Below are 22,128 nucleotides of genomic sequence, written 5' to 3' on the forward strand. Positions count from 1 at the left end.
CACCAAGTGCCCTGAATAAAGCACTTCACCCCCACACACCGCGACTTTAAAGGCCCGAACCAGACTACCCGGTCACAAACTGAATAAGGTCGCATTGCAGATTATTGACGTACAGCACTCGTGTAATGGGAAAGTGATGCTAGCATAGAGCCACCAGTCGACCTCAGTGTGCACCCTAACTAGTAGTCAGGATATGACCGAGCCAGAAGACCCGAGCCGCGAGCGCCTCAAGCACCACTTTGCCCAGCGGGTAATTCATCAGGCTCGTCAGATTCTTGAGATATGGCAGCGCCTGCAACGCAGTGAGTGGTCCACCGCCGACCTGTCGGAACTGAGCGAGGCCAATCTGCGCCTGCTGCGTTTCGCCGAGCGCTTCGAGCAACCGGAACACACGCAACTGGCACGTCATATCGGTCAATCCCTGGAGGCGGTCGACGCCAACCGCGGACGCCTGAGCAGTGGCCTGATCACCGACCTCAATCGCTTGATGCAGCGCCTGTCACGCACCGGCCTGCGCCATGGCGACCAACTCGATCAAACCTTCCTGCCGCCGCTGCGCAAGCCCATCTATGTGATGCTGCAGGATCACGACCGCGCCGAGCGCCTGGCCAAACAACTGGAATTCTTCGGGCTCAGCGCCCAGTCGCTGGACAGCGTAGACGCGTTTCGCTCGTCGATGGTCGAGCGCCTGCCAGCGGCGATTGTCATGGACGTGGACTTCAGCGGCCCCGGTGTCGGCCTGAAGCTGGCCGCCGAAGCCCAGGAAGGCCTGGACCATCGCCTGCCGCTGCTGTTCTTCAGCCTGCACGAAACCGACACACCGACCCGCCTCGCCGCCGTGCGCGCCGGCGGCCAGGAATTCCTCACCGGCACCCTCGAAGCGTCGAGCCTGCTGGAGAAAATCGAAGTCCTGACCTGCGTCGCCCAGTACGAACCTTATAAAGTGCTGATCATCGACGACTCCCGCGCCCAGGCCCTGCACACCGAGCGCCTGCTCAACAGTGCCGGGATCGTCACCCGGACGTTGATCGAGCCGATCCAGGCCATGGCCGAACTGGCGGACTTCCAGCCGGACCTGATCATCCTCGACATGTACATGCCGGCCTGCACCGGTACGGAACTGGCCAAGGTGATCCGTCACAACGACCGTTATGTCAGCGTGCCGATCATTTACCTGTCGGCCGAAGACGACCTGGACAAGCAACTCGACGCCATGAGCGAGGGCGGCGATGACTTCCTGACCAAACCGATCAAGCCCCGGCACCTGATCACCACTGTGCGCAACCGTGCAGCAAGGGCCCGCAATCTCAAGGCACGGATGGTCCGCGACAGCCTCACCGGCCTGTACAACCACACGCACATCCTGCAATTGCTTGAAGACTGCTCGTTCCGTGCCCGCCGCGAGAACAAGCCGCTGAGCTTTGCCATGCTCGACATCGACCACTTCAAACGGGTCAACGACAGCCACGGCCACCCCATGGGCGACCGGGTGATCAAGAGCCTGGCGCTGTTTCTCAAGCAACGCCTGCGCAAAACCGACTTCATCGGCCGCTACGGTGGCGAAGAGTTCGCCATCGTCATGCCGGACACCGATATCGAAGCGGCCTACAACGTGCTCGATGAAATCCGCCAGCGTTTTGCCGAGATTCATTACCCAGCCCAACCCCAGGACCTGTGGTGCACCTTCAGTGCCGGGGTGGTGGAGTTCTGCGAAAGCTCCGACAGCCTGATGATGGCCAGCCTGGCAGACGAAGCGCTGTACCGTGCCAAGGGCGGCGGACGCAATCGCGTACAGACCGCTCGCACATCAAAGCAAAGTGCCACTTTTTCATCGGAATCGACCGATACAGTCATAACCCTGTAACAGAAGCGCAATAACTTCAGGCGCTTACCATTTCTGCCGTTGGTAGTCCTTAATGCGCCTGAAGCTGCTGACCAATCTCAATACCCTCCTTTTGGTGGCCGTGTGCGTGGCCCTCGGCGCCACGCTGTGGTGGTCGCAAAAAGCCCTTGAGCGTCCGTATCTATTAATGGAGCGCTACCTGGGCCTGTCGCAGCAGTTTCAGCATGAAGTCGCCCGCAGCGTCGAGGACTATCTTGGCAGCGGCGATGCCCTGCGCCTGAGCAGTGCCGCCCAAGGCATCGACAGCCTGCAAAAACAACTCGGCGAATTGCCACCCGCCCTGGCCGAGACTTTGCGCCCGAGCCTGTCGACCCTTGAAGAGTTCAGCAAAACCGACCTGCTGGCCGCCGGCAAACTGGCCGGCGATCCGCAGGCCCTGCTGCTGCAGGCCGAACGGGAACTGGGTGCCAGTCTCGATCAGCTCAGCCAGTACGCCAGTGGCAATGCCGCCTATCTGACGCCGCTGCTCATCGCATCGCAGCACTTGGGCAAATTGTCCCTGGCGCGGGAAAAGCTGGTCAGCAGCGGCCGCAGCGAGCTGGCCGCCGACGTCGAACGCGAAGTGACCAACATCCGCACCCAGGCAGAGAAACTCGATGCCCTGCCCTTGCTGGGCGTGACCTCCAGCAGCGAATCGAACACCGATGATTTCGCCGCGATGATGGGCCTTGAGAACAAGGAAACAACCGTCGCCGAAGATGCCGGCGTCGGCCTCAAGCGTGAACTCAACAGCCTGCTTACCCGCTACCCGGCCGAGCTCGCACGCACCCGCGATCAAATCGGCAAACGCGCTGACCTGAGCACCGCGACTCACCTGAAAATCGCCGACGTGCAACAGGCCATTGCCGGGCTGGAGCCGGTGGTACGCGCCCAGCACGGGCAGATCCAGGGTGAAGTACGGCTGATGCAAGGCGTGATGATCGGCTTGATCCTGTTGATCGCGCTGCTGATCGACACCCTGCAGCGCAAACTGGCCCGGACCCTGACCAACCTCGCCCCGGCCCTGTCGACCTGGGCCGAAGGTGACTTCAGCCGCGACATTCAACTGGGCAACACCAACCGCGAACTGCATGACATTGAAGCCTCGCTCAACCGCCTGCGCGCTTATCTGGTGGACCTGGTGGGAACCATTCGCCTCAATGCCGAGCAAGTGGCCGGCAGCAGCCGCACTCTGGCCGACCTGAGCAACGATTTGCATGACGGTGCGCAACATCAGGCCGGCGATACGGCGCTGATCCGCGACTCCCTCAGCGAGCTGGAAGCGACCATTCAGCAAGTCGCCGGCGATGCCAGCCAGGCTGCCGACGCCAGCCGCCACGCCGGCCTGGCCGTGGAGCACGGACAGAAAGTCATCGGCCTGAGCCTCACCGGCCTGCACGCGTTGGTGGATGAAGTGCAAGGCAATGCGCAAATGATCGAACACCTGGCCGAGGAGTCGGCCACCATCGGCGGCGTGTTGACGGTGATCCGCTCGATCGCCGACCAGACCAACCTGCTGGCCTTGAACGCCGCCATCGAGGCGGCCCGGGCCGGGGAAATGGGCCGCGGCTTTGCCGTGGTGGCCGAAGAGGTGCGCTCACTGGCGCAACGTACCGCCGGGGCCACGGCAGAAATCCAGACGCTGATCGCCGGGCTGCAAACCGCCGCGCGGCAGTCGGTGGAAGGCATGCGTGCCCAGGTCGAACATGCCGAAGCCACGGCCAGCCAGGCCCAGGCCGCCGATGGCGCGCTGGATAAAATCGTCGGGGCGATCCAGACCATTTCCGACACGGCGGTGCGCATCGCCGATGTCACCGCCCAGCAAAGCGGCGCGGTCAGCGAGATTCGTGATCACAGCGAGCGGATTCATCAGTTGGGTGGGGATAACTTGCTGCGCATTGGCGAAGGGCGTGAGCAAGGGGAAAATTTGCTGGTGCTGGGTGGGCGATTGCATACAGCCGTTCAGGCCTTCCGCGTCTGACAGACCGCCTTCGCGAGCAAGCCCGCTCCCACATCTGATTTGTGCACGACGCCAATCCCCTGTGGGAGCGGGCTTGCTCGCGAAGGCGCCAGATCAATCACCACAGATTCCCAGCCTGCACACCCCGCCGCTGTCCGCTATCATCCCCCCAATTCCGATACGCGAGATCGTCATGCGCCGTTTGCTCTGCCTGCTGCTTTTAGTATTCGCCCTGCCGGCCAGCGCCACCGGCTTGCTGGAAAATCGTCCCAGCTCGACCCTGGGCTCGATCAACAACAGCGCCGACTTCCTGCCCGTGCGCGAAGCCTTCCAGTTGAGCCTGGTAGAAAGCACGCCGCAATCGATCAAGCTGCGTTTCGTCGCCACTGAAGGCTATTACCTCTACCGTCACCGCTTCCAGTTTCGCGCCGATCCGGCCGACGTCGTGCTCGGCGCGGCGAAACTGCCCGATGGCCAGAAAAAGCACGATGAATACTTCGGCGACGTCGAGGTCTACCACGGCATTCTCGACGTCGAACTACCGCGCACCGATCAGCGGGCCTTCACCCTGGCCGTGACCTATCAGGGTTGTGCCGATAAAGGCCTGTGCTATCCGCCGGAGACCGAACGCCTGAGCATCGACGGCAGCGGCGAGGCGACGACGGCATCTCAATGGAGCTGGCGCGAACTGGCCTTGTTTTTCCTCGCGGGCCTGGGCCTGACCTTCACACCTTGCGTGCTGCCCATGCTGCCGATCCTCTCCGGGGTGGTGCTGCGCGGCCAGGTCGGCGGCTGGCGCGGCTTCAACCTGTCACTGGCCTATGTGCTGCCGATGGCCGCGTGCTTTGCCCTGCTCGGTGCGCTGATGGGCCTGTTCGGTGCCCAGCTCAATCTGCAGGCGCGACTGCAGTCGGCCTGGGTGCTGGTGCCTTTTGCGATGTTTTTTGCGCTGTTCGCGCTGGCGATGTTCGGTGTCTTCGAACTGAAACTGCCGCACGCCATCAGCAGTCGCCTGGACCGCATCGCCGGCCGCACCGAAGGCGGATCACTGTGGGGCGCCGCGGTGTTGGGCGTGGTCTCCAGCTTGCTGGTTTCACCCTGTGTTTCGGCACCACTGGCCGGCGCGTTGCTGTACATCAGCGCCAGTGGCGATGCGCTGGGCGGCGGCCTGAAACTGTTCATGCTCGGCCTCGGCATGGGGGCACCGCTGTTGCTGGTGGCCACCGGTGGCGCAGCCTGGTTGCCAAAAAGCGGTCCGTGGCTGGTCTACGTGAAAAACGCAATTGGCGTGTTGTTGCTCGGCCTGGCCGTCGGCCTGCTCAGTCGCGTCCTGCCGGGTCAGGTCACCTTGCTGCTGATCGGCTTGCTGGCCGGCGGCGTCGGCCTCTTCATGGGGGCGCTGGAATTCGTCTATAAACCACCACGCAAACGCCTCGGACAGTTGCTCGGCATGTTCCTGGTGTTTTACGCGCTGGCCTGCTGGTACGGCGCGTTCAGCGGCCAGACCGACCCGTTCAACCCGATAGGCCAGCCTCGCATCGTCGACAACCGCGGCCAGGAGCAAATCTCCAGCGCCTGGCAAACCGTCAGCACGCCGGCCGATCTGGAACGCGCACTCGCCGACGCACGCTCCTCCGGCACACCGCTGCTGCTCGACTGGTATGCCGACTGGTGCATCAGTTGCAAAGTCATCGAGCGTGAGGTGCTGGACGACCCTGTCGTCATCGAACGCCTCAAGGGTTACCGCCTGATCCGCTTCGACATCACCGCCAGCAACGCCGAGCAACGCGCCCTGCTCGACCGTTACCAGTTGTTCGGCCCTCCGGCCCTGATGTTTTTCGGCAAGGACGGTGTCGAACGCGCCGATGTGCGGGTGATCGGCGAGATCAACGCCAAAGACTTCGCCGAACGTGTTGCCAGGGCGAATGACCACATTTAATCAAGCAGTCATATATTTCGCGCAAACATCGGTCATCGTGCTGCCTATTGCAGAGAACTGGACAGTCACAAAGGCTTTGCGGCATAGTCGCCGGGTTCTGACAATTGCTCACGGAAAATAAAGGAACAGCCGATGGCGACCCTACTGGTTCTGCACGGACCCAACCTGAACTTGCTCGGCACTCGTGAACCGGGCACCTACGGCGCCACGACGCTGGCGCAGATCAACCAGGACCTGGAACGCCGTGCCCGCGAAGCCGGTCACCACCTGCTGCACCTGCAAAGCAATGCCGAGTACGAATTGATCGACCGTATTCACGCTGCCCGCAGCGAAGGCGTGGACTTCATTTTGATTAACCCGGCAGCTTTTACACATACAAGTGTCGCATTACGTGACGCGCTGCTGGCGGTGAGCATCCCATTCATCGAAGTGCATTTGTCCAACGTGCACAAACGCGAACCTTTCCGCCATCACTCTTACTTCTCCGACGTAGCGGTGGGAGTGATCTGCGGCCTTGGCGCCAGCGGTTACCGACTGGCCCTGGAGGCCGCCCTGGAACAGCTTGAACAACAAGTTAACCGCCCCTGACCGACCCTTGGGAGTTGATGATTCATGGATATCCGTAAAGTTAAGAAACTGATCGAATTGCTGGAAGAGTCCGGCATCGACGAGCTCGAGATCAAGGAAGGCGAAGAGTCCGTACGCATCAGCCGTCATAGCAAGACCCCGGCTCAGCAGTACTACGCCCCGGCTCCAATGCCTGCTCCGGCTGCCGCGCCTGTCGCTGCCGCCGCTCCGGCTGCCGCTGCCGCACCTGCTGCCGCCGCCGCACCAGCGCTGAACGGCACCGTTGCCCGTTCGCCGATGGTCGGTACGTTCTACCGCAAATCTTCGCCAACCTCGCCGTCCTTCGTTGAAGTCGGCCAGACCGTGAAGAAAGGCGACACCCTGTGCATCGTTGAAGCCATGAAGATGATGAACCACATCGAAGCTGAAACCAGCGGTGTGATCGAATCCATCCTCGTCGAAGACGGCCAGCCGGTTGAGTACGACCAACCGCTGTTCACCATCGTTTGAACCGCGGAGAGCCTTTGATGACTGCGAAGTTGGAAAAAGTTCTGATCGCCAACCGCGGTGAGATCGCCCTGCGGATCCTGCGCGCCTGCAAAGAGATGGGCATCAAGACCGTCGCCGTTTACTCCAAGGCTGACAAGGAACTGATGCACCTGGGCCTGGCAGACGAATCCGTCTGCATCGGACCGGCATCGGCCGCCCACTCCTACCTGCACATTCCGGCAATCATTGCCGCAGCCGAAGTGACGGGCGCCACCGCCATTCACCCGGGCTACGGCTTCCTTGCGGAAAACGCCGACTTCGCCGAGCAGGTCGAGAATTCCGGCTTTGCGTTCATTGGCCCGAAAGCCGAAACCATTCGCCTGATGGGCGACAAGGTATCGGCCAAGCACGCCATGATCGCAGCTGGCGTACCGACCGTTCCGGGTTCTGACGGCCCGCTGCCGGAAGACGAAGAAACCGCTCTGCGCATTGGCCGCGAAGTGGGTTACCCGGTGATCATCAAGGCCGCTGGCGGCGGTGGTGGTCGCGGCATGCGCGTTGTGCACAAGGAAGAAGACCTGATTTCCTCGGCGAAACTGACCCGCTCCGAGGCAGGCGCGGCGTTCGGCAACCCGATGGTCTATCTGGAAAAATTCCTGACCAACCCACGCCACGTGGAAGTCCAGGTTCTTTCCGACGGCCAGGGCCAGGCTATCCATCTGGGCGACCGCGATTGCTCGCTGCAACGCCGTCACCAGAAGGTTCTTGAAGAAGCGCCGGCACCGGGCATCGACGAACAGGCCCGCCAGGAAGTTCTGGCTCGCTGCGTCAAGGCGTGCATCGACATCGGTTACCGTGGCGCGGGCACTTTCGAGTTCCTGTACGAAAACGGTCGTTTCTACTTCATCGAGATGAACACTCGTGTCCAGGTAGAGCACCCGGTTTCGGAAATGGTCACCGGCATCGACATCGTCAAGGAGATGCTGAGCATCGCCGCCGGCAACAAGCTGTCGTTCACCCAGGATGACGTGGTCATCCGCGGTCACGCGCTGGAATGCCGGATCAACGCCGAAGACCCGAAAACCTTCATGCCGAGCCCTGGCACGGTCAAGCATTTCCACGCTCCAGGCGGCAACGGCGTTCGCGTCGACTCGCACCTGTACAGTGGTTATGCCGTTCCGCCGAACTACGATTCGTTGATCGGCAAGCTGATCACCTACGGCGCAACCCGTGACGAAGCCATGGCGCGCATGCGCAATGCGCTGGACGAGATCGTGGTTGACGGGATCAAGACCAACATCCCGCTGCACCGCGACCTGACCCGCGATGAAGGCTTTTGCAAAGGGGGCGTGAACATTCACTACCTCGAGCACAAGCTGGCTGGCGAGAAGCACTAAGCTTTAGCTGGCACACGACAAAGCCGCCTTCGGGCGGCTTTGTTGTATCTGGGCATGTCATCAGATAGGTGGCCTTGCACAATCCCTGTGGGAGCGGGCTTGCCCGCGAAGACGTCGGCACATCCGACATCAATGCGACAGACAGTACGGATTCGCGAGCAAGCCCGCTCCCACAGGCACAGCGGACTCCCACAAAACCCCCACTCTCGCGTAAACTTGCGTCCTTCTCGCAGCCCGCCAGGCTGCAATCAACATTTTTCAAAGGTGCCCGCCATGCCTTGGCTGCAAGTACGTCTCGCCATCAGCCCAGAACAAGCCGAAACCTATGAAGACGCTTTCCTTGAAGTGGGCGCCGTGTCGGTGACCTTCATGGACGCCGAAGACCAGCCGATCTTCGAGCCGGAACTCAATACCACTCCGCTGTGGTCGCACACGCACCTGCTGGCCCTGTTCGAAGGTGGCACCGAGCCCGGCCCGGTACTGGCCCACCTGGAGCTGCTGACCGGCAGCCCGCTGCCTGAACACCACAGCGAAGTCATCGAAGACCAGGATTGGGAACGCAGCTGGATGGACGGATTCCAGCCGATGCGTTTCGGCCAGCGCTTGTGGATCGTGCCGAGCTGGCACGCCGCGCCGGAACCTGACGCAGTGAACCTGTTGCTTGATCCGGGCCTGGCGTTCGGCACCGGCACCCACCCGACCACCGCACTGTGCCTGGAATGGCTCGACGGCCAGGACCTGAAGGACTGCAACGTGCTGGACTTCGGCTGCGGTTCGGGGATCCTGGCGATCGCCGCGCTGTTGCTGGGCGCCAGGGAAGCCGTGGGCACCGACATCGACGTGCAGGCGCTGGAAGCCTCCCGCGACAACGCCGGGCGCAACAACATCGCCGATCACCTGTTCCCGCTGTACCTGCCGCAAGACCTGCCGCAGGTGCAGGCCGACGTGCTGGTGGCAAACATTCTCGCCGGCCCGCTGGTTTCCCTGGCGCCGCAGCTGTCCGGCCTGGTCAAGTCGGGCGGTCGCCTGGCGCTGTCGGGCATCCTCGCCGAACAGGGTGACGAGGTCGCTGCCGCCTACGCCAAGGACTTCGATCTGGATCCGATCGCCAATCGCGATGGTTGGGTGCGCATCACTGGCCGTCGGCGCTAGAATGGCCGCCTGCATAATCCGGAACGCCGCATGACCGATAGCTTCGTCACTCAGTGCCCGCATTGCCAAACCAGCTTCCGCGTCAGCCATGCCCAATTGAGCGTGGCTCGCGGCGTGGTTCGCTGCGGCTCCTGCCTGCAGGTGTTCAATGCCGCCAGGCAGTTGCTTGAGCAGGCCGGCAAGGAACCACCGGTAGCGGCGCCGCTACCGCCTGTGCAGCCTGCCGAACCGCTTGAGGCATCGGCACCGCGCGCCATCAGCCAAAAGCAATGGAGCGCGACCGAACTGGACCTGGACAGTCTCGACCTCGACGAAGAACTCGCCCGGCTCGAACAGCGGGAAATCCAGCCCGCCACCGAGCTCGGCCGCCATCGCGACGACTCGCTGAGCGCCCGTCGCGACAGCACCGGGCAGGATGACGAGGAGCCGTGGTCCGACAGCCTGTTCAGTGAGTCGGCGGCCGATCGTGCGCAAGTCGACGAACCGTTCGACCAACTAGAAACGCCAGAGCCGACGATCGAACCGGGCAAAGCCTCGCGCACCGAACCTTCGCTGACCCTGGAACCGGTCGATCTCGACGACGAACTGCAGCCACCCCAATTGCGCTTGCACGACCCACTCGATGCGCCGCTGCACCACGAACGCCTGTCGGCCGCCGACGAGAACGCAATCGACGACAACCTGCCCTCGATCGAACCGCTGCGCAAGCGCCGCGAACGCAGCGAGACGGGCCCGCGTGCCGAAGTGCTGCAAGACCTGACCGACGACCCGCTGCAACTGGACTGGCAAAAACGCCGCTCGCCCTGGGGCCGACGGCTGTTGTGGTTGCTGCTGGTGCTGATCGCCGCTGGCGCGCTCGCCGGCCAGTACATCGCCTACCATTTCGACGAACTGGCGCGACAGGATCAATATCGCCCCTGGTTCCAGCAACTGTGCCCGCAAATCGGCTGCACCGTGCCCTCCAAGGTCGACATTGCAAAAATCAAAAGCAGTAACCTGGTGGTGCGCAGCCATCCCGAATTCAATGGCGCGCTGGTGGTCGATGCGATCATCTATAACCGCGCACCCTTTTCCCAGCCCTTCCCGCTGCTGGAATTGCGCTTCGCCGACCTCAATGGCCATCTGATCGCCAGTCGCCGCTTCAAACCCGGCGAGTACCTCAATGGCGATCTCGAAGGCATGGCGGAAATGCCTCCGCAGACGCCGATCCACATCGCCCTGGACATTCTCGACCCCGGCGCCAAGGCCGTGAACTACAGTCTGAGCTTCCACTCTCCGGAGTGAAACGCTTCATCGTTCCCCGATTGAAGTCGGCTTTCTGACTCCCCCTGGCCAACCAAACCACGGGTAATAACAGAATAACTGTTCAGATTTTGTTCAATTCAGCCTTTATCCAGTCATCGAGAGCGGGTATCATGCCAACCCTTTTTCGAACTCTCATGATCCGGCCCCACAACAGGGAAGTCCTATGTCGGCGGTACGCATCGGCCCATACACATTACATAACAGCTTGATTCTCGCCCCCATGGCGGGTGTCACCGACCAGCCCTTTCGTCAGCTGTGCAAGCGCTTGGGCGCGGGACTGGTCGTCTCGGAAATGGTCACCAGCGACATGAGTCTGTGGAACACCCGCAAGTCGCGCATGCGCATGATCCATACAGGTGATCCCGAGCCACGCTCGGTACAGATCGCCGGTGGGGACGCACAGATGCTGGCGGATGCTGCCCGTGCCAACGTTGAAATGGGCGCGCAGATTATTGATATCAACATGGGCTGCCCGGCCAAGAAAGTCTGCAACAAGGCTGCCGGTTCCGCACTGTTGAAGGATGAAACCCTGGTAACCGAGATCCTGCAGGCCGTCGTGGCTGCGGTCGATGTGCCGGTTACCCTGAAGATCCGGACCGGCTGGGACCGGGACAACAAGAACGGCCTGACGGTGGCGAAGATCGCCGAGCAGGCTGGCATTACGGCGCTGGCAGTGCATGGCCGCACCCGTGCCGACCTGTACACCGGTGAAGCCGAGTACGACACCATTGCCGCGATCAAGCAGGCAGTGTCGATTCCGGTCTTCGCCAACGGCGATATCGATTCGCCGGAAAAAGCCCGGTACGTGCTCGACGCGACCGGTGCCGATGGTTTGTTGATTGGCCGGGCTGCCCAGGGGCGGCCATGGATTTTTCGCGAGATCGACCATTTCCTGCGTACCGGCGAGAAACTCCCGGCGCTGGAACTGATCGAGGTGGAACGCATCCTGCTAGAGCATCTGGCTGCCCTGCACGCCTTTTATGGCGATGTCATGGGTGTACGCATTGCTCGAAAGCATGTGGGCTGGTATCTCGCAACCCTGCCGGGCGCCAGGGAGTTTCGCGCCCACTTCAATCGTTTGGATGGTACGGATACACAATGCGCCAACGTTCGGGCGTTTTTCGCCGAGCGTTACAAGAGCCTGACAGGGGACGGAGAGTGGGTGGCCGCATGACGATGATGACCGAGACTTTAGTGAGTGGAACAACACCCGTGAGCGACAACGTGAATTTGAAACAGCACCTCAATACACCGAGCGAAGAGGGCCAGACCCTTCGCGGGAGTGTCGAGAAGGCGCTGCACAATTATTTCGCCCACCTTGAGGGCGCTGCCGTCACTGATGTGTACAACCTGGTGCTCTCCGAAGTCGAGGCTCCCCTGCTCGAGTGCGTGATGAACTACGTCAAGGGCAACCAGACCAAGGCCAGCGAGATGCTCGGACTGAACCGGGGCACGCTGCGCAAGAAACTCAAGCAGTACGATTTGCTGTAAGCATTCAATCAAACCAGAAAGGCGCCCGCGTAAAACCGGTCGCCTTTTTTGCTGACTTCCTTTGCTTTTGATGGAAATTGAGATGACCGACCAGACTACCCGCCTGCCGATCCGCCGCGCCTTGATCAGCGTTTCCGACAAGACCGGGATCCTCGAATTCGCCAAGGAGCTTGAAGCCCTGGGCGTCGAGATCCTCTCCACCGGCGGGACGTTCAAGCTGCTGCAGGACAACGGTGTTGCCGCAGTGGAAGTCGCGGACTACACCGGTTTCGCCGAAATGATGGACGGCCGGGTGAAAACCCTGCACCCGAAAATCCACGGCGGGATCCTCGGTCGTCGCGGTATCGACGACGCGATCATGAACGAACACGGCATCAAGCCGATCGACTTGGTCGCGGTCAACCTGTACCCGTTCGAAGCCACCATCAACAAGCCAGGCTGCGACCTGCCGACCGCCATCGAGAACATCGACATCGGCGGCCCTACCATGGTTCGTTCGGCCGCGAAAAACCATAAAGACGTAGCGATCGTGGTGAATGCCAGCGATTACGCCAGCGTCCTGGAAAACCTCAAGGCCGGCGGCCTGACCTACGCTCAGCGCTTCGACCTGATGCTCAAGGCATTCGAACACACCGCCGCCTACGATGGCATGATCGCCAACTACATGGGCACCGTGAACCAGGCGGCCGACACCCTGAGCACAGAAGGCCGCAGCGAATTCCCGCGCACCTTCAACAGCCAGTTCATCAAGGCCCAGGAAATGCGCTACGGCGAGAACCCGCACCAGAGCGCGGCGTTCTACGTGGAAGCAAAGCCTGCCGAAGTCGGCATCGCCACCGCAACCCAGCTGCAAGGCAAGGAACTGTCTTACAACAACGTGGCCGACACCGACGCCGCGCTGGAATGCGTGAAGAGCTTCGTCAAGCCGGCTTGCGTGATCGTCAAGCACGCCAACCCGTGCGGCGTGGCTGTCAGCCCTGACGCCGAAGGCGGCATCCGCAAGGCCTACGACCTGGCCTACGCCACCGACACCGAATCCGCCTTCGGCGGGATCATCGCCTTCAACCGCGAACTGGACGCCGAGACCGCCAAGGCCATCGTCGAGCGCCAGTTCGTCGAAGTGATCATTGCCCCGAGCGTCAGCGAAGAAGCCCGCGCCATTGTTGCCGCCAAAGCCAACGTACGCCTGCTGGTCTGCGGCGAGTGGTCGGCTGATCGCGCCGCTGCCTGGGACTACAAACGCGTCAACGGTGGCCTGCTGGTGCAGAGCCGCGACATCGGCATGATCGGCGCCGACGACCTGAAAGTGGTGACCAAGCGCGCACCGACCGAACAGGAAATCAACGACCTGATCTTCGCCTGGAAAGTCGCCAAGTACGTGAAATCCAACGCCATCGTCTACGCCAAGAATCGCCAGACCATCGGTGTCGGCGCCGGCCAGATGAGCCGCGTGAACTCCGCGCGCATCGCTGCCATCAAGGCAGAACATGCCGGCTTGCAGGTGCAGGGTGCGGTCATGGCCTCGGACGCGTTCTTCCCGTTCCGCGACGGCATCGACAACGCAGCCAAGGTCGGCATCACTGCGGTGATCCAGCCTGGCGGCTCGATGCGTGACAACGAAGTGATTGCAGCCGCTGACGAAGCCGGCATCGCCATGGTTTTCACCGGCATGCGCCACTTCCGTCACTGATACGACGATCAACTGTGGGAGCGGGCTTGCTCGCGAAGACGGCGGCACATTCAATATTGATGTGACTGAAACACCGCTTTCGCGAGCAAGCCCGCTCCCACATAAGAGCATCCCAGCGGTGCTATCAAGAATTAGCGTCATCCGAGGTTTTTGAAATGAATGTTTTGATCATTGGCAGCGGTGGCCGTGAACACGCCCTGGCCTGGAAAGTGGCTCAGGATCCGCGCGTGCAGAAAGTGTTCGTGGCGCCGGGCAACGCCGGTACCGCCATCGAAGCCAAGTGCGAGAACGTCGCCATCGACGTGCTGGCGCTTGAGCAACTGGCGGACTTTGCCGAGAAAAACGTTTCCCTGACCATCGTCGGCCCTGAAGTGCCGCTGGTTGCCGGTGTTGTGGACCTGTTCCGCAGCCGCGGCCTCGATTGCTTCGGCCCGACCGCTGGCGCTGCGCAGCTGGAAGGTTCGAAAGCCTTCACCAAGGACTTCCTGGCTCGCCACAAGATCCCGACTGCCGACTACCAGAACTTCACCGAAATCGAGCCGGCCCTCGCCTACCTGCGTGAAAAAGGCGCCCCGATCGTGATCAAGGCCGACGGCCTGGCCGCCGGCAAAGGCGTGATCGTCGCCATGACCCTGGCCGAAGCCGAAGACGCCGTGCGCGACATGCTGGCGGGCAATGCCTTTGGCGATGCGGGTTCGCGCGTGGTCATCGAAGAGTTCCTGGACGGCGAAGAAGCCAGCTTCATCGTCATGGTCGACGGCAAGAACGTACTGCCGATGGCCACCAGCCAGGACCACAAACGCGTCGGCGACGGCGACTCCGGTCCGAACACCGGCGGCATGGGTGCTTACTCCCCGGCGCCAGTGGTCACCGCCGACGTGCACAAGCGCGTCATGGACCTGGTGATCTGGCCGACCGTGCGCGGCATGGCCGAGGAAGGCAACGTCTACACTGGCTTCCTGTACGCCGGCCTGATGATCGACAAGGCTGGTAACCCAAAAGTCATCGAATTCAACTGCCGTTTCGGCGACCCTGAAACCCAGCCGGTGATGCTCCGCCTGCAGTCGAGCCTGGTGTTGCTGGTCGAAGCCGCCCTGGCCCAGGCGCTGGATAAAGTGGAAGCGCAATGGGATCCACGTCCGAGCGTCGGCATCGTTCTGGCCGCTGGCGGCTATCCTGGTGACTACGCCAAGGGCACAGCCATCAAGGGGCTGGATGCAGCTGCCGCACTGGAAGGCAAGGTTTTCCACGCAGGTACGGCGCTCAAGGACGGTCAGGTAGTCACCGCCGGTGGTCGTGTGTTGTGCGCCACAGCCATGGGTGCCAGCGTCGACGCTGCACAGCAGCAGGCCTACAAGCTGGCGGCAACGATTGACTGGGAAGGCTGTTTCTATCGCAAGGACATTGGCTACCGCGCCATTGCCCGCGAGCGTGGCGAAAGCCAGGAATAAGGTAGACACCGCACCAGGCAATGAACACGGTTCATTGCCTGGCTATTCCGGCGCCGCGCATCGTTATATTCTGGCATCAACCTTACGAAAGGATTTCGCCGTGCGCTGGCTCAGGATTGCCATAAGCTTAACCGTCACATTGCTGACCCTGCTCTGCATGCTACCGGCCCAGGCCGCGCAAGGCAGTGGCTGGGCGGTATTGCTCGACGAACAGGGCGACCTGCAACTGAGCGACATCCGTTCCGCACGCTACACCAATCAATTCAGCCCCATCGAACTCGACCGCATTACCGCGGCTGAACCCGATGGCGCGCTATGGTTGCGATTCAAGCTTGCACCGGGCAAGCACGAACAGGTGCTGCGATTGTTCGCGCCCGACCTGCGCCAGTTCAACATGTACGTACTGGACGGCGACAAGCTAATCGACCAATCCAGCACAGGCAACGAACAACCCCAATCCGAGCGTCCATTGCCCAGCAGCGACTTCATGCTGCCCCTGCCGCAAAGCGACAGCCCCCTGGACATCTACCTGCGACTGGCCTCCGACCACCAGTTACGCCCCTACATCACTCTGCAATCGGCGGTCATCGCGGCTGCAAACCAGAACCAGACGCTGATCTATGGCCTGCTGTTCGGTTGCATCGCCATGCTGATCCTGCACAACCTCATCCGCTACGCCTATACACGCTCGCACAGCGCCCTCTGGCTGGCAGCGTGCGAAGGGCTGTTGATGCTCAGCCTGGTGCTGTTGCTGAACCTCGCCAGTCCCTGGCTACCAGACTGGCACGCATTGCAAACGCCGGGGGCGTACCTGGCTTTACTGCTGACGGCGCCCTGCGGCCTGATGCTTGCCTATCGCTTCTTCTCCCCGCTCGGGCCGCACCCGCTGAACCGGTTGCTGCTCGGCGAGGTCCTGCTGATCACCGCCTGCGGCCTGATGCTGCTCTTCGTCAATACCTTGCCGCTGAACTTCATTACCTACGGCCTGGTAGCCCTGGCTGGCCTGACCATGCTGTTCATCAGCGCCTATCACTGGCAAAAAGGCTATCGCCCGGCCCGTCTCTTCGTGGCGGCCATGGTGGTGTTCAACCTCGGCACCCTCGTCATCCTGCCTGCGCTGTTGGGGCTGACCCTGGTCGAACCCCATGGCCTGATCACCACCTTGCTGGTGTTCATCTGCATCAGCGGCCTGCTGATGAGCATCGCGTTGAGCGAGCGCCAGCGCCGCATCACCGAAGACCGCTTCAGCATCAGCCGCGACCTGGCGGCCAGCAATGCCGAGATCAATGCCAAGGCCGAGTTCCTGGCGAAGATCAGCCATGAAATCCGCACCCCGATGAACGGCGTTCTCGGCATGACCGAGCTGCTGTTGGGCACACCGCTGTCGGTCAAGCAACGCGACTATGTGCAGACGATCCACAGCGCCGGTAACGAGTTGCTGACACTGATCAACGAAATCCTCGACATTTCCAAACTCGAGTCCGGACAGATCGAACTGGACGATGTGCAGTTCGACCTCAACGCGCTGATCGAAGACTGCCTGAGTATCTTCCGCGCCAAGGCCGAGCAGCAAAACGTCGAGTTGATCAGCTTCATCCAGCCGCAAGTGCCACGGGTGATCAGCGGTGACCCGACACGCCTGCGCCAGACCCTGTTGAGCCTGCTCGAAAACGCCCTGAAAAAAACCGATGAAGGCGAAATCCTGATCGTCGTGGCGCTCGACGAACGCAACGCCAAGCCGCGCCTGCGTATCGCCGTGCAGGACAGCGGCGAGCCGATGGACGCCGAAGAACGCGACGCCCTGATGCACGCCGAACTGCACAGCCGGCATTTTCTGTCGGCCACCCACCTGGGCGGCAACCTGGGCCTGGTGATTGCCCGGCAACTGATACGCTTGATGCAAGGGGAATTCGGCATCAAGAGTGGCAGCAACCAGGGCAGCACCCTGTGGCTGACCCTGCCGCTGGATCCGGATCGCCTCGAGCACCCGACCTCCGACCTCGACGGCCCGCTGCAAGGTGCGCGGGTATTGGTGGTGGACGACAACGACACCTGTCGCAAGGTGCTGGTGCAGCAATGCAGCGCCTGGGGCCTGAACGTCAGCGCCGCGCCTTCCGGCAAGGAAGCGCTGGCACTGCTGCGCACCAAGGCGCATTTGCGCGATTACTTCGATGTGGTCCTGCTGGACCAGAACATGCCCGGTATGACCGGCATGCAACTGGCGGCCAAGATCAAGGAAGACCCGAGCCTGAACCATGACATCCTGCTGATCATGCTCACCGGCATCAGCAATGCGCCGAGCAAGATCATTGCGCGCAATTCCGGGATCAAGCGCATCCTCGCCAAACCGGTGGCCGGCTACACCCTAAAGACCACCCTGGCCGACGAACTGACCCAACGCAACAAAGGCCTGGTCATCACGCAATCACTGCCAAGCGGCCCGCCCCCGCCGGTCAAGGTCCCCAGCGATTTCCGCATTCTGGTGGCCGAAGACAACAGCATTTCGACCAAGGTGATCCGCGGCATGCTGAGCAAGCTCAACCTGCAACCGGATACCGCCTGCAACGGCGAAGAAGCCTTGCAGGCGATGAAAGCCCAGCGTTACGACCTGGTGCTGATGGACTGCGAAATGCCGATCCTCGACGGCTTCTCGGCCACCCAGCAATTGCGTGCCTGGGAAGTCGGCAACCAGCGGGTCCGCACCCCCGTGGTGGCATTGACCGCCCACATCCTGGCCGAACACAAAGAGCGTGCGCGCCAGGCCGGCATGGACGGACACATGGCCAAACCGGTCGAACTGTCGCAACTGCGTGAATTGATCGAACACTGGGTCGCCCAGCGTGACCAGCAGAATCGCGCAACGACCCAAACGTCCTGAGCCGACAGACTGCGCAACCCCTGATAGACTCCCCCCTCGACTTCCTTCGCCAGTGAGCCCGGCACCATGCTCCATGTGTTGTTCAGCGTTTACCTGAAGATGCTGGTGCTCTACAGCCCATTCTTCGTATTGTCCTGCTTCATCAGCCTGACCCGTGGTTATTCGCGCAAGGAACAGCGACGACTGGCCTGGAAAGTTGCGGTCGCCACACTGGTCTCCAGTGTGCTGCTGTACTTGTTCGGCCGAGTGATTTTCAGTGTTTTCGGCATTACCGTGGACGCATTCCGCATCGGCGCCGGTAGCGTCCTCTTCATCTCGGCACTGGGGATGGCACAAGGCAAATCGGCGGTACAGACCGACAACGTGCAGCAGGATGTGACCATCGTCCCGCTAACCATTCCACTGACCGTCGGCCCCGGCACCATCGGTGCGTTACTGGTGATGGGCGTGAGTCAGCCGCATTGGGACGACAAGCTCACCGCCATTGTCGGCATTGCCATGGCCAGCTTTACCGTGGGCGTGGTGCTGTTTTTGTCCAGTCGAATCGAGCGCATTCTCGGTGATCAGGGATTGCAGATCGTCAGCCGTTTGATGGGGCTGTTCGTTTGCGCACTGGCGGCGCAGATCATCTTCACCGGGGTGAGAGGCTACCTGGTGCCTTGAAGCGGCGGCTTGTCCGAACCCGAAATCAAGGCCCTGTGCATCAATCACAGGGCCTTGTTTTTTACTGCGTGCAAAGCCTTTGAGTCAGGACTGAAGTTTGTGCACGAACACCTTGTTTGAATAAGCATCGATTTTCTCGTGAACCCGTTTACGGTAGTTTTCAAACGCCCGTCGGTCGAACACAAACACCCCGCCACTGGGAATGATCGCCAGTTCTCGATCGAACTCGCTCCACAGGAAAAAGTCGCTTTCAATCACGGTCGCGCTGTAGCGCAAGCCCAGCAGGCAGACAACCACTTCACCCGAGGCGAGCTCGCAAGGCGCGCACTTGAGGATACCCGAGCCGCCATTGGCAACATTGCCGCGAAAGAAGTCCCAGGCAAACTCATCCAGCCGCAATGCCTGATAGGTGTCCTCGAGAAGCTGGCTCAAACGCTCCACGCCCAGGTGGCCAATCACGCTGTAACTGGCACCGAGCAATTGTCGGACACTCGTGACCCGGATCGGATCGGCTGGAACGATGGTCTTGAGCCTGTATCCCGCCTTGATCAATCGCCCTTGAAAATAATCGAACCAGGCCTTCCTCGACACCTGGCCAGGGTATTTCTCATTGGCCGCCAGTTCCGCGTACAACAGGCAATCCTGTATATCCTCCTGATCTTGCGAACTTACCTGCTGGGTAAAGGACAACAGGCAACCACCCACGACGACAGCATTAACAGACGCCGGCATATTCACCCCATACAGTCAGTGCTTTAATCGGTTAAATTGATCAAAGCCTGCCCGACTTATTGACCCGTCAATTGTTTGAAAAGACCATCGGCAAATTGGTCGTTATAGGCATATACCATGTTCTTCTTCCGTTCGAATGCACGTCGATTAAACTTGCGCACGCCGGCGCCCTGGAAAACCTGCAAACCTTGAGTCTTGTAAGTCACGAATAAAAAGTTGCCGTTGTATTCCTTGTCCACCAAGTCCAAGCCACCCATCAACATGGACATGCCACCGCCTGGCGTCGTAATGCAAGGCACAGCCTTGAAGCTGACGACGTCGTTTTTCTTGCTGCCAGCATCGACAATCTTCAATGCGTCCTTATCGCCTTTGAGCGTGCTGAACCCCGACGCCACCAGGTTCAGGACGCTGCTTGCCCCACCGGAAACAACGGTCTCAAGCACTTGCAAAATGGCTTCATTCATCGTGATGGTGAGTTTTTTGCTGACGTACTTCTTGTAGGTGAAGCTTTCCGTCACCCAGCCCACCGCCAACAATGCCTCGTTGTACTTCTTGTAGCGGTCTTCGTTGCTGGTTTCGTTGGGCAGGCGCCGGACCACCGCTTCGGCAAACTGCTGGCAGTCCAGTGCATCCTGCCTGTCCTCCTCCGAAAGCGCCTGGTCGAACACCACCAGCGAGGGGCCTACTACCGAAGCCCCTAAACCTTTCGCTGACGAGTCACCCGATACTGCGCCCAGGGTCGAGGTGGAACGCCTGGTTCGCGCCCGTGGCACGACGTTTTCAAGTTCTGCCGCAATGCCTTCGAAATACTTATCCTGCAAGGCATCATCAAATGCGACCTGAGCCACTGAATAATCTTTTATATCGACCATTTAAATCTCCATTTAATCAATAAGCCGCTTCATGCGACCCGCTGAAAACTAAAGCGAAGAATTGAGTCGGTCAAAGTAAAAACACTCAGGACTTATTTCAGGAGTTACTAGATAACTAAAAGGCCCGCGACAACTTTCGTCAATCGCAGGCCCTATCGTTAGTTATTGCCTTGAACATCAGCGACTTTGAACAAAGCCGCTTTCACTCAGGTGGTTGGCTTGCTTGGGTACCAGCGCGGCGTGTACACCCAATCACCGCCGCCGACCCGCGGAAAAACACAGGTCAGGGATGAGCCGATCAAAACCATCGTGCGCATATCGACCTGGTCGGGGGTCAATTGGCCGAGAGTCGTGACCCGCAATGTCTGACCCGGCCGGCCAATGTCCCGCCCCAACACGACAGGGGTTTGCGGCATACGGTGCCGGGCGACGATTTCAAGCGCCTGGCCCAGTTGCCATGGCCGCGAACGGGAAATCGGGTTGTAGAACGCCAGGGCCAGATCGGCTTGAGCGGCCAGGTCCAGGCGTTTTTCGATGATTGCCCAAGGCTTGAGGTTATCGGACAGCGACAGCACGCAGAAATCATGACCCAGCGGTGCGCCGGCCTGGGCGGCCGTCGCCAGCGAGGCGGAAACCCCCGGCAGAATCTCGAGATCAACGTTATGCCAATGGACGTCAGTGGATTCATGTAGCGCTTCCAGCACCGCCGCAGCCATGGCAAAAACCCCCGGATCCCCCGAAGAAACCACCACCACCGAACGCCCTAGGGCTGCCAGTTCGAAGGCGTGGCGGGCGCGTTGCATCTCTTCGCGGTTGTCGGTGCAATGCAGCACCTGATCGGCACGAAACGGCCCGGCCATGCGCACGTAGGTTTCGTAACCCAGCACGTCGGTTGCGCGGGCCAGTTCCGCCTTCACGGCCGGCACCATCAACTCAGCGGCGCCCGGCCCGAGGCCGATCACTGCCAGCCGTCCACGCGGGCGGCCGATCTGCAACGGGTCCAGTGGCTGCTCTGCCACCGCAATGGCAACGGTGTCGCTACCCAGCATGGAAACGGGTTGGCCTATGGCAGTACTCAGACGTTCGCCAAGCACCTTCTCAGCGCTGGCAAAACGTAGCGGCACGCCCAATTCAAGCGCCGTTTCGCGCAACCCCGGGCAAGCCATTTCGGTGTCGGGAGCCAACAGGCAGGCCAGCGACTGCACAGCGATTTTTGCCTGATGCAATGCCTCGCGCACCGCCCCCGCGACGTTCACCAGCCCAGCATCCACAGCGACCACCACATTGCGCGGGTAGATTAACAATTCGTTAGCCGCGGGTGTCCGTTCGGCATGACTGACATGCACCGCCAAGCGGGCCTGCGCATCTTCGGGCAACTGCGCCTGCGCCAGCCACGGGGCCTCACCTTCGATGCGCAGCGTTTCACCGGCGAGCAAATCGGAAACGAAACGCTTGCCCAGTTCCAGATCGCCAAGGGCATAACCGCTGGGCGGGTTGAGCAGGCAAGTGCCAAAACGCAACTCGCCGCTGGTGGTGATCGCCGCAGCGACTTCAAGCGCGGCGGCAATCTCCCGCGCCATCACATTCACCCCGCCGAGACCACCCAGCAGTGGAACCACGGCGCTGCCGTCTTCGGCCACCGCCAATACCGGTGGCTCCC

General features: G+C 61.0%; 17 protein-coding genes. 14 read left to right on the forward strand and 3 right to left on the reverse strand.

Annotated elements, in window-relative coordinates; all coding sequences use genetic code 11:
- Positions 1-193 precede the first annotated feature (193 nt).
- From gcbA to PMI26_RS24135, 14 genes are all read left to right on the forward strand, one after another.
- Positions 194-1,864: a diguanylate cyclase GcbA gene (gene gcbA / locus PMI26_RS24200; RefSeq protein WP_007971357.1), complete on the forward strand. Its 1,671-nt coding sequence runs from the start codon at positions 194-196 to the stop codon at positions 1,862-1,864.
- Between the two features lie 955 nt (positions 1,865-2,819).
- Positions 2,820-3,863, forward strand: a complete 1,044-nt coding sequence (locus PMI26_RS32220) for a methyl-accepting chemotaxis protein (protein ID WP_371317839.1) — start codon at positions 2,820-2,822, stop codon at positions 3,861-3,863.
- Between the two features lie 172 nt (positions 3,864-4,035).
- Entirely contained in the window at positions 4,036-5,781 is a 1,746-nt protein-coding gene (locus PMI26_RS24190) for a protein-disulfide reductase DsbD (protein WP_007971359.1), read from the forward strand.
- Positions 5,782-5,913: 132 nt separating this feature from the next.
- Entirely contained in the window at positions 5,914-6,369 is a 456-nt protein-coding gene (aroQ, locus tag PMI26_RS24185; protein WP_007971361.1) for a type II 3-dehydroquinate dehydratase, read from the forward strand.
- 24 nt (positions 6,370-6,393) lie between these two features.
- Positions 6,394-6,858: an acetyl-CoA carboxylase biotin carboxyl carrier protein gene (gene accB / locus PMI26_RS24180; protein WP_007971363.1), complete on the forward strand. Its 465-nt coding sequence runs from the start codon at positions 6,394-6,396 to the stop codon at positions 6,856-6,858.
- Between the two features lie 17 nt (positions 6,859-6,875).
- Complete coding sequence (gene accC, locus PMI26_RS24175) at positions 6,876-8,234, forward strand: acetyl-CoA carboxylase biotin carboxylase subunit (protein WP_007971365.1); 1,359 nt, start codon at positions 6,876-6,878, stop codon at positions 8,232-8,234.
- Positions 8,235-8,507: 273 nt separating this feature from the next.
- Positions 8,508-9,386: a 50S ribosomal protein L11 methyltransferase gene (prmA, locus tag PMI26_RS24170; protein ID WP_007971366.1), complete on the forward strand. Its 879-nt coding sequence runs from the start codon at positions 8,508-8,510 to the stop codon at positions 9,384-9,386.
- A gap of 30 nt (positions 9,387-9,416) precedes the next feature.
- Positions 9,417-10,670 (forward strand): DUF3426 domain-containing protein, encoded by a 1,254-nt coding sequence (locus PMI26_RS24165; RefSeq protein WP_007971368.1) that lies wholly within the window; start codon positions 9,417-9,419, stop codon positions 10,668-10,670.
- A 184-nt stretch (positions 10,671-10,854) separates the two neighbouring features.
- Positions 10,855-11,865 (forward strand): tRNA dihydrouridine synthase DusB, encoded by a 1,011-nt coding sequence (gene dusB / locus PMI26_RS24160; RefSeq protein WP_007971370.1) that lies wholly within the window; start codon positions 10,855-10,857, stop codon positions 11,863-11,865.
- Positions 11,862-12,182 carry a DNA-binding transcriptional regulator Fis gene (gene fis / locus PMI26_RS24155; protein WP_015093301.1) on the forward strand — a complete coding sequence of 107 codons (321 nt, stop codon included), beginning with the start codon at positions 11,862-11,864 and terminating at the stop codon, positions 12,180-12,182. The genes dusB and fis overlap by 4 nt, the downstream gene beginning before the upstream one ends.
- Before the next feature lie 82 nt (positions 12,183-12,264).
- Complete coding sequence (gene purH, locus PMI26_RS24150; RefSeq protein ID WP_007971373.1) at positions 12,265-13,872, forward strand: bifunctional phosphoribosylaminoimidazolecarboxamide formyltransferase/IMP cyclohydrolase; 1,608 nt, start codon at positions 12,265-12,267, stop codon at positions 13,870-13,872.
- A gap of 155 nt (positions 13,873-14,027) precedes the next feature.
- A complete protein-coding gene (gene purD, locus PMI26_RS24145; RefSeq protein ID WP_007971374.1) occupies positions 14,028-15,323 on the forward strand; it encodes a phosphoribosylamine--glycine ligase in 1,296 nt (431 codons plus the stop codon).
- Positions 15,324-15,423: 100 nt separating this feature from the next.
- Complete coding sequence (locus PMI26_RS24140) at positions 15,424-18,201, forward strand: hybrid sensor histidine kinase/response regulator (protein WP_007971376.1); 2,778 nt, start codon at positions 15,424-15,426, stop codon at positions 18,199-18,201.
- 66 nt (positions 18,202-18,267) lie between these two features.
- Positions 18,268-18,864 (forward strand): MarC family protein, encoded by a 597-nt coding sequence (locus PMI26_RS24135; protein ID WP_007971378.1) that lies wholly within the window; start codon positions 18,268-18,270, stop codon positions 18,862-18,864.
- 84 nt (positions 18,865-18,948) lie between these two features.
- Here PMI26_RS24135 and PMI26_RS24130 read toward each other — a convergent pair whose 3' ends face one another.
- The 3 genes from PMI26_RS24130 to cobJ form a co-directional block, all read right to left on the reverse strand.
- A complete protein-coding gene (locus PMI26_RS24130; RefSeq protein WP_007971384.1) occupies positions 18,949-19,596 on the reverse strand; it encodes a hypothetical protein in 648 nt (215 codons plus the stop codon).
- A gap of 56 nt (positions 19,597-19,652) precedes the next feature.
- On the reverse strand, positions 19,653-20,468 hold the full coding sequence (locus PMI26_RS24125; protein ID WP_007971386.1) for a hypothetical protein: 816 nt from the start codon (positions 20,466-20,468) through the stop codon (positions 19,653-19,655).
- 206 nt (positions 20,469-20,674) lie between these two features.
- Positions 20,675-22,128, reverse strand: a 1,454-nt coding sequence (cobJ, locus tag PMI26_RS24120) for a precorrin-3B C(17)-methyltransferase (RefSeq protein WP_007971387.1), incomplete at its 5' end; no start/stop codon positions are given.

Origin of the sequence: Pseudomonas sp. GM33, from assembly GCF_000282295.1 — a bacterium.
Lineage (GTDB): Bacteria > Pseudomonadota > Gammaproteobacteria > Pseudomonadales > Pseudomonadaceae > Aquipseudomonas > Aquipseudomonas laurylsulfatiphila.

Excerpts from the sequence above, each read along its gene's own strand:
- gcbA (WP_007971357.1), top strand. The coding sequence starts at position 194 with ATGACCGAGCCAGAAGACCCGAGCCGCGAGCGCCTCAAGCACCACTTT.
- accB (WP_007971363.1), top strand. The coding sequence starts at position 6,394 with ATGGATATCCGTAAAGTTAAGAAACTGATCGAATTGCTGGAAGAGTCC.
- purD (WP_007971374.1), top strand. The coding sequence starts at position 14,028 with ATGAATGTTTTGATCATTGGCAGCGGTGGCCGTGAACACGCCCTGGCC.
- PMI26_RS24130 (WP_007971384.1), bottom strand. The coding sequence starts at position 19,596 with ATGCCGGCGTCTGTTAATGCTGTCGTCGTGGGTGGTTGCCTGTTGTCC.
- fis (WP_015093301.1), top strand. The coding sequence starts at position 11,862 with ATGACGATGATGACCGAGACTTTAGTGAGTGGAACAACACCCGTGAGC.
- prmA (WP_007971366.1), top strand. The coding sequence starts at position 8,508 with ATGCCTTGGCTGCAAGTACGTCTCGCCATCAGCCCAGAACAAGCCGAA.
- PMI26_RS24190 (WP_007971359.1), top strand. The coding sequence starts at position 4,036 with ATGCGCCGTTTGCTCTGCCTGCTGCTTTTAGTATTCGCCCTGCCGGCC.
- accC (WP_007971365.1), top strand. The coding sequence starts at position 6,876 with ATGACTGCGAAGTTGGAAAAAGTTCTGATCGCCAACCGCGGTGAGATC.
- aroQ (WP_007971361.1), top strand. The coding sequence starts at position 5,914 with ATGGCGACCCTACTGGTTCTGCACGGACCCAACCTGAACTTGCTCGGC.
- PMI26_RS24125 (WP_007971386.1), bottom strand. The coding sequence starts at position 20,468 with ATGGTCGATATAAAAGATTATTCAGTGGCTCAGGTCGCATTTGATGAT.
- PMI26_RS24135 (WP_007971378.1), top strand. The coding sequence starts at position 18,268 with ATGCTCCATGTGTTGTTCAGCGTTTACCTGAAGATGCTGGTGCTCTAC.
- PMI26_RS32220 (WP_371317839.1), top strand. The coding sequence starts at position 2,820 with ATGATCGGCTTGATCCTGTTGATCGCGCTGCTGATCGACACCCTGCAG.
- dusB (WP_007971370.1), top strand. The coding sequence starts at position 10,855 with ATGTCGGCGGTACGCATCGGCCCATACACATTACATAACAGCTTGATT.
- purH (WP_007971373.1), top strand. The coding sequence starts at position 12,265 with ATGACCGACCAGACTACCCGCCTGCCGATCCGCCGCGCCTTGATCAGC.
- PMI26_RS24165 (WP_007971368.1), top strand. The coding sequence starts at position 9,417 with ATGACCGATAGCTTCGTCACTCAGTGCCCGCATTGCCAAACCAGCTTC.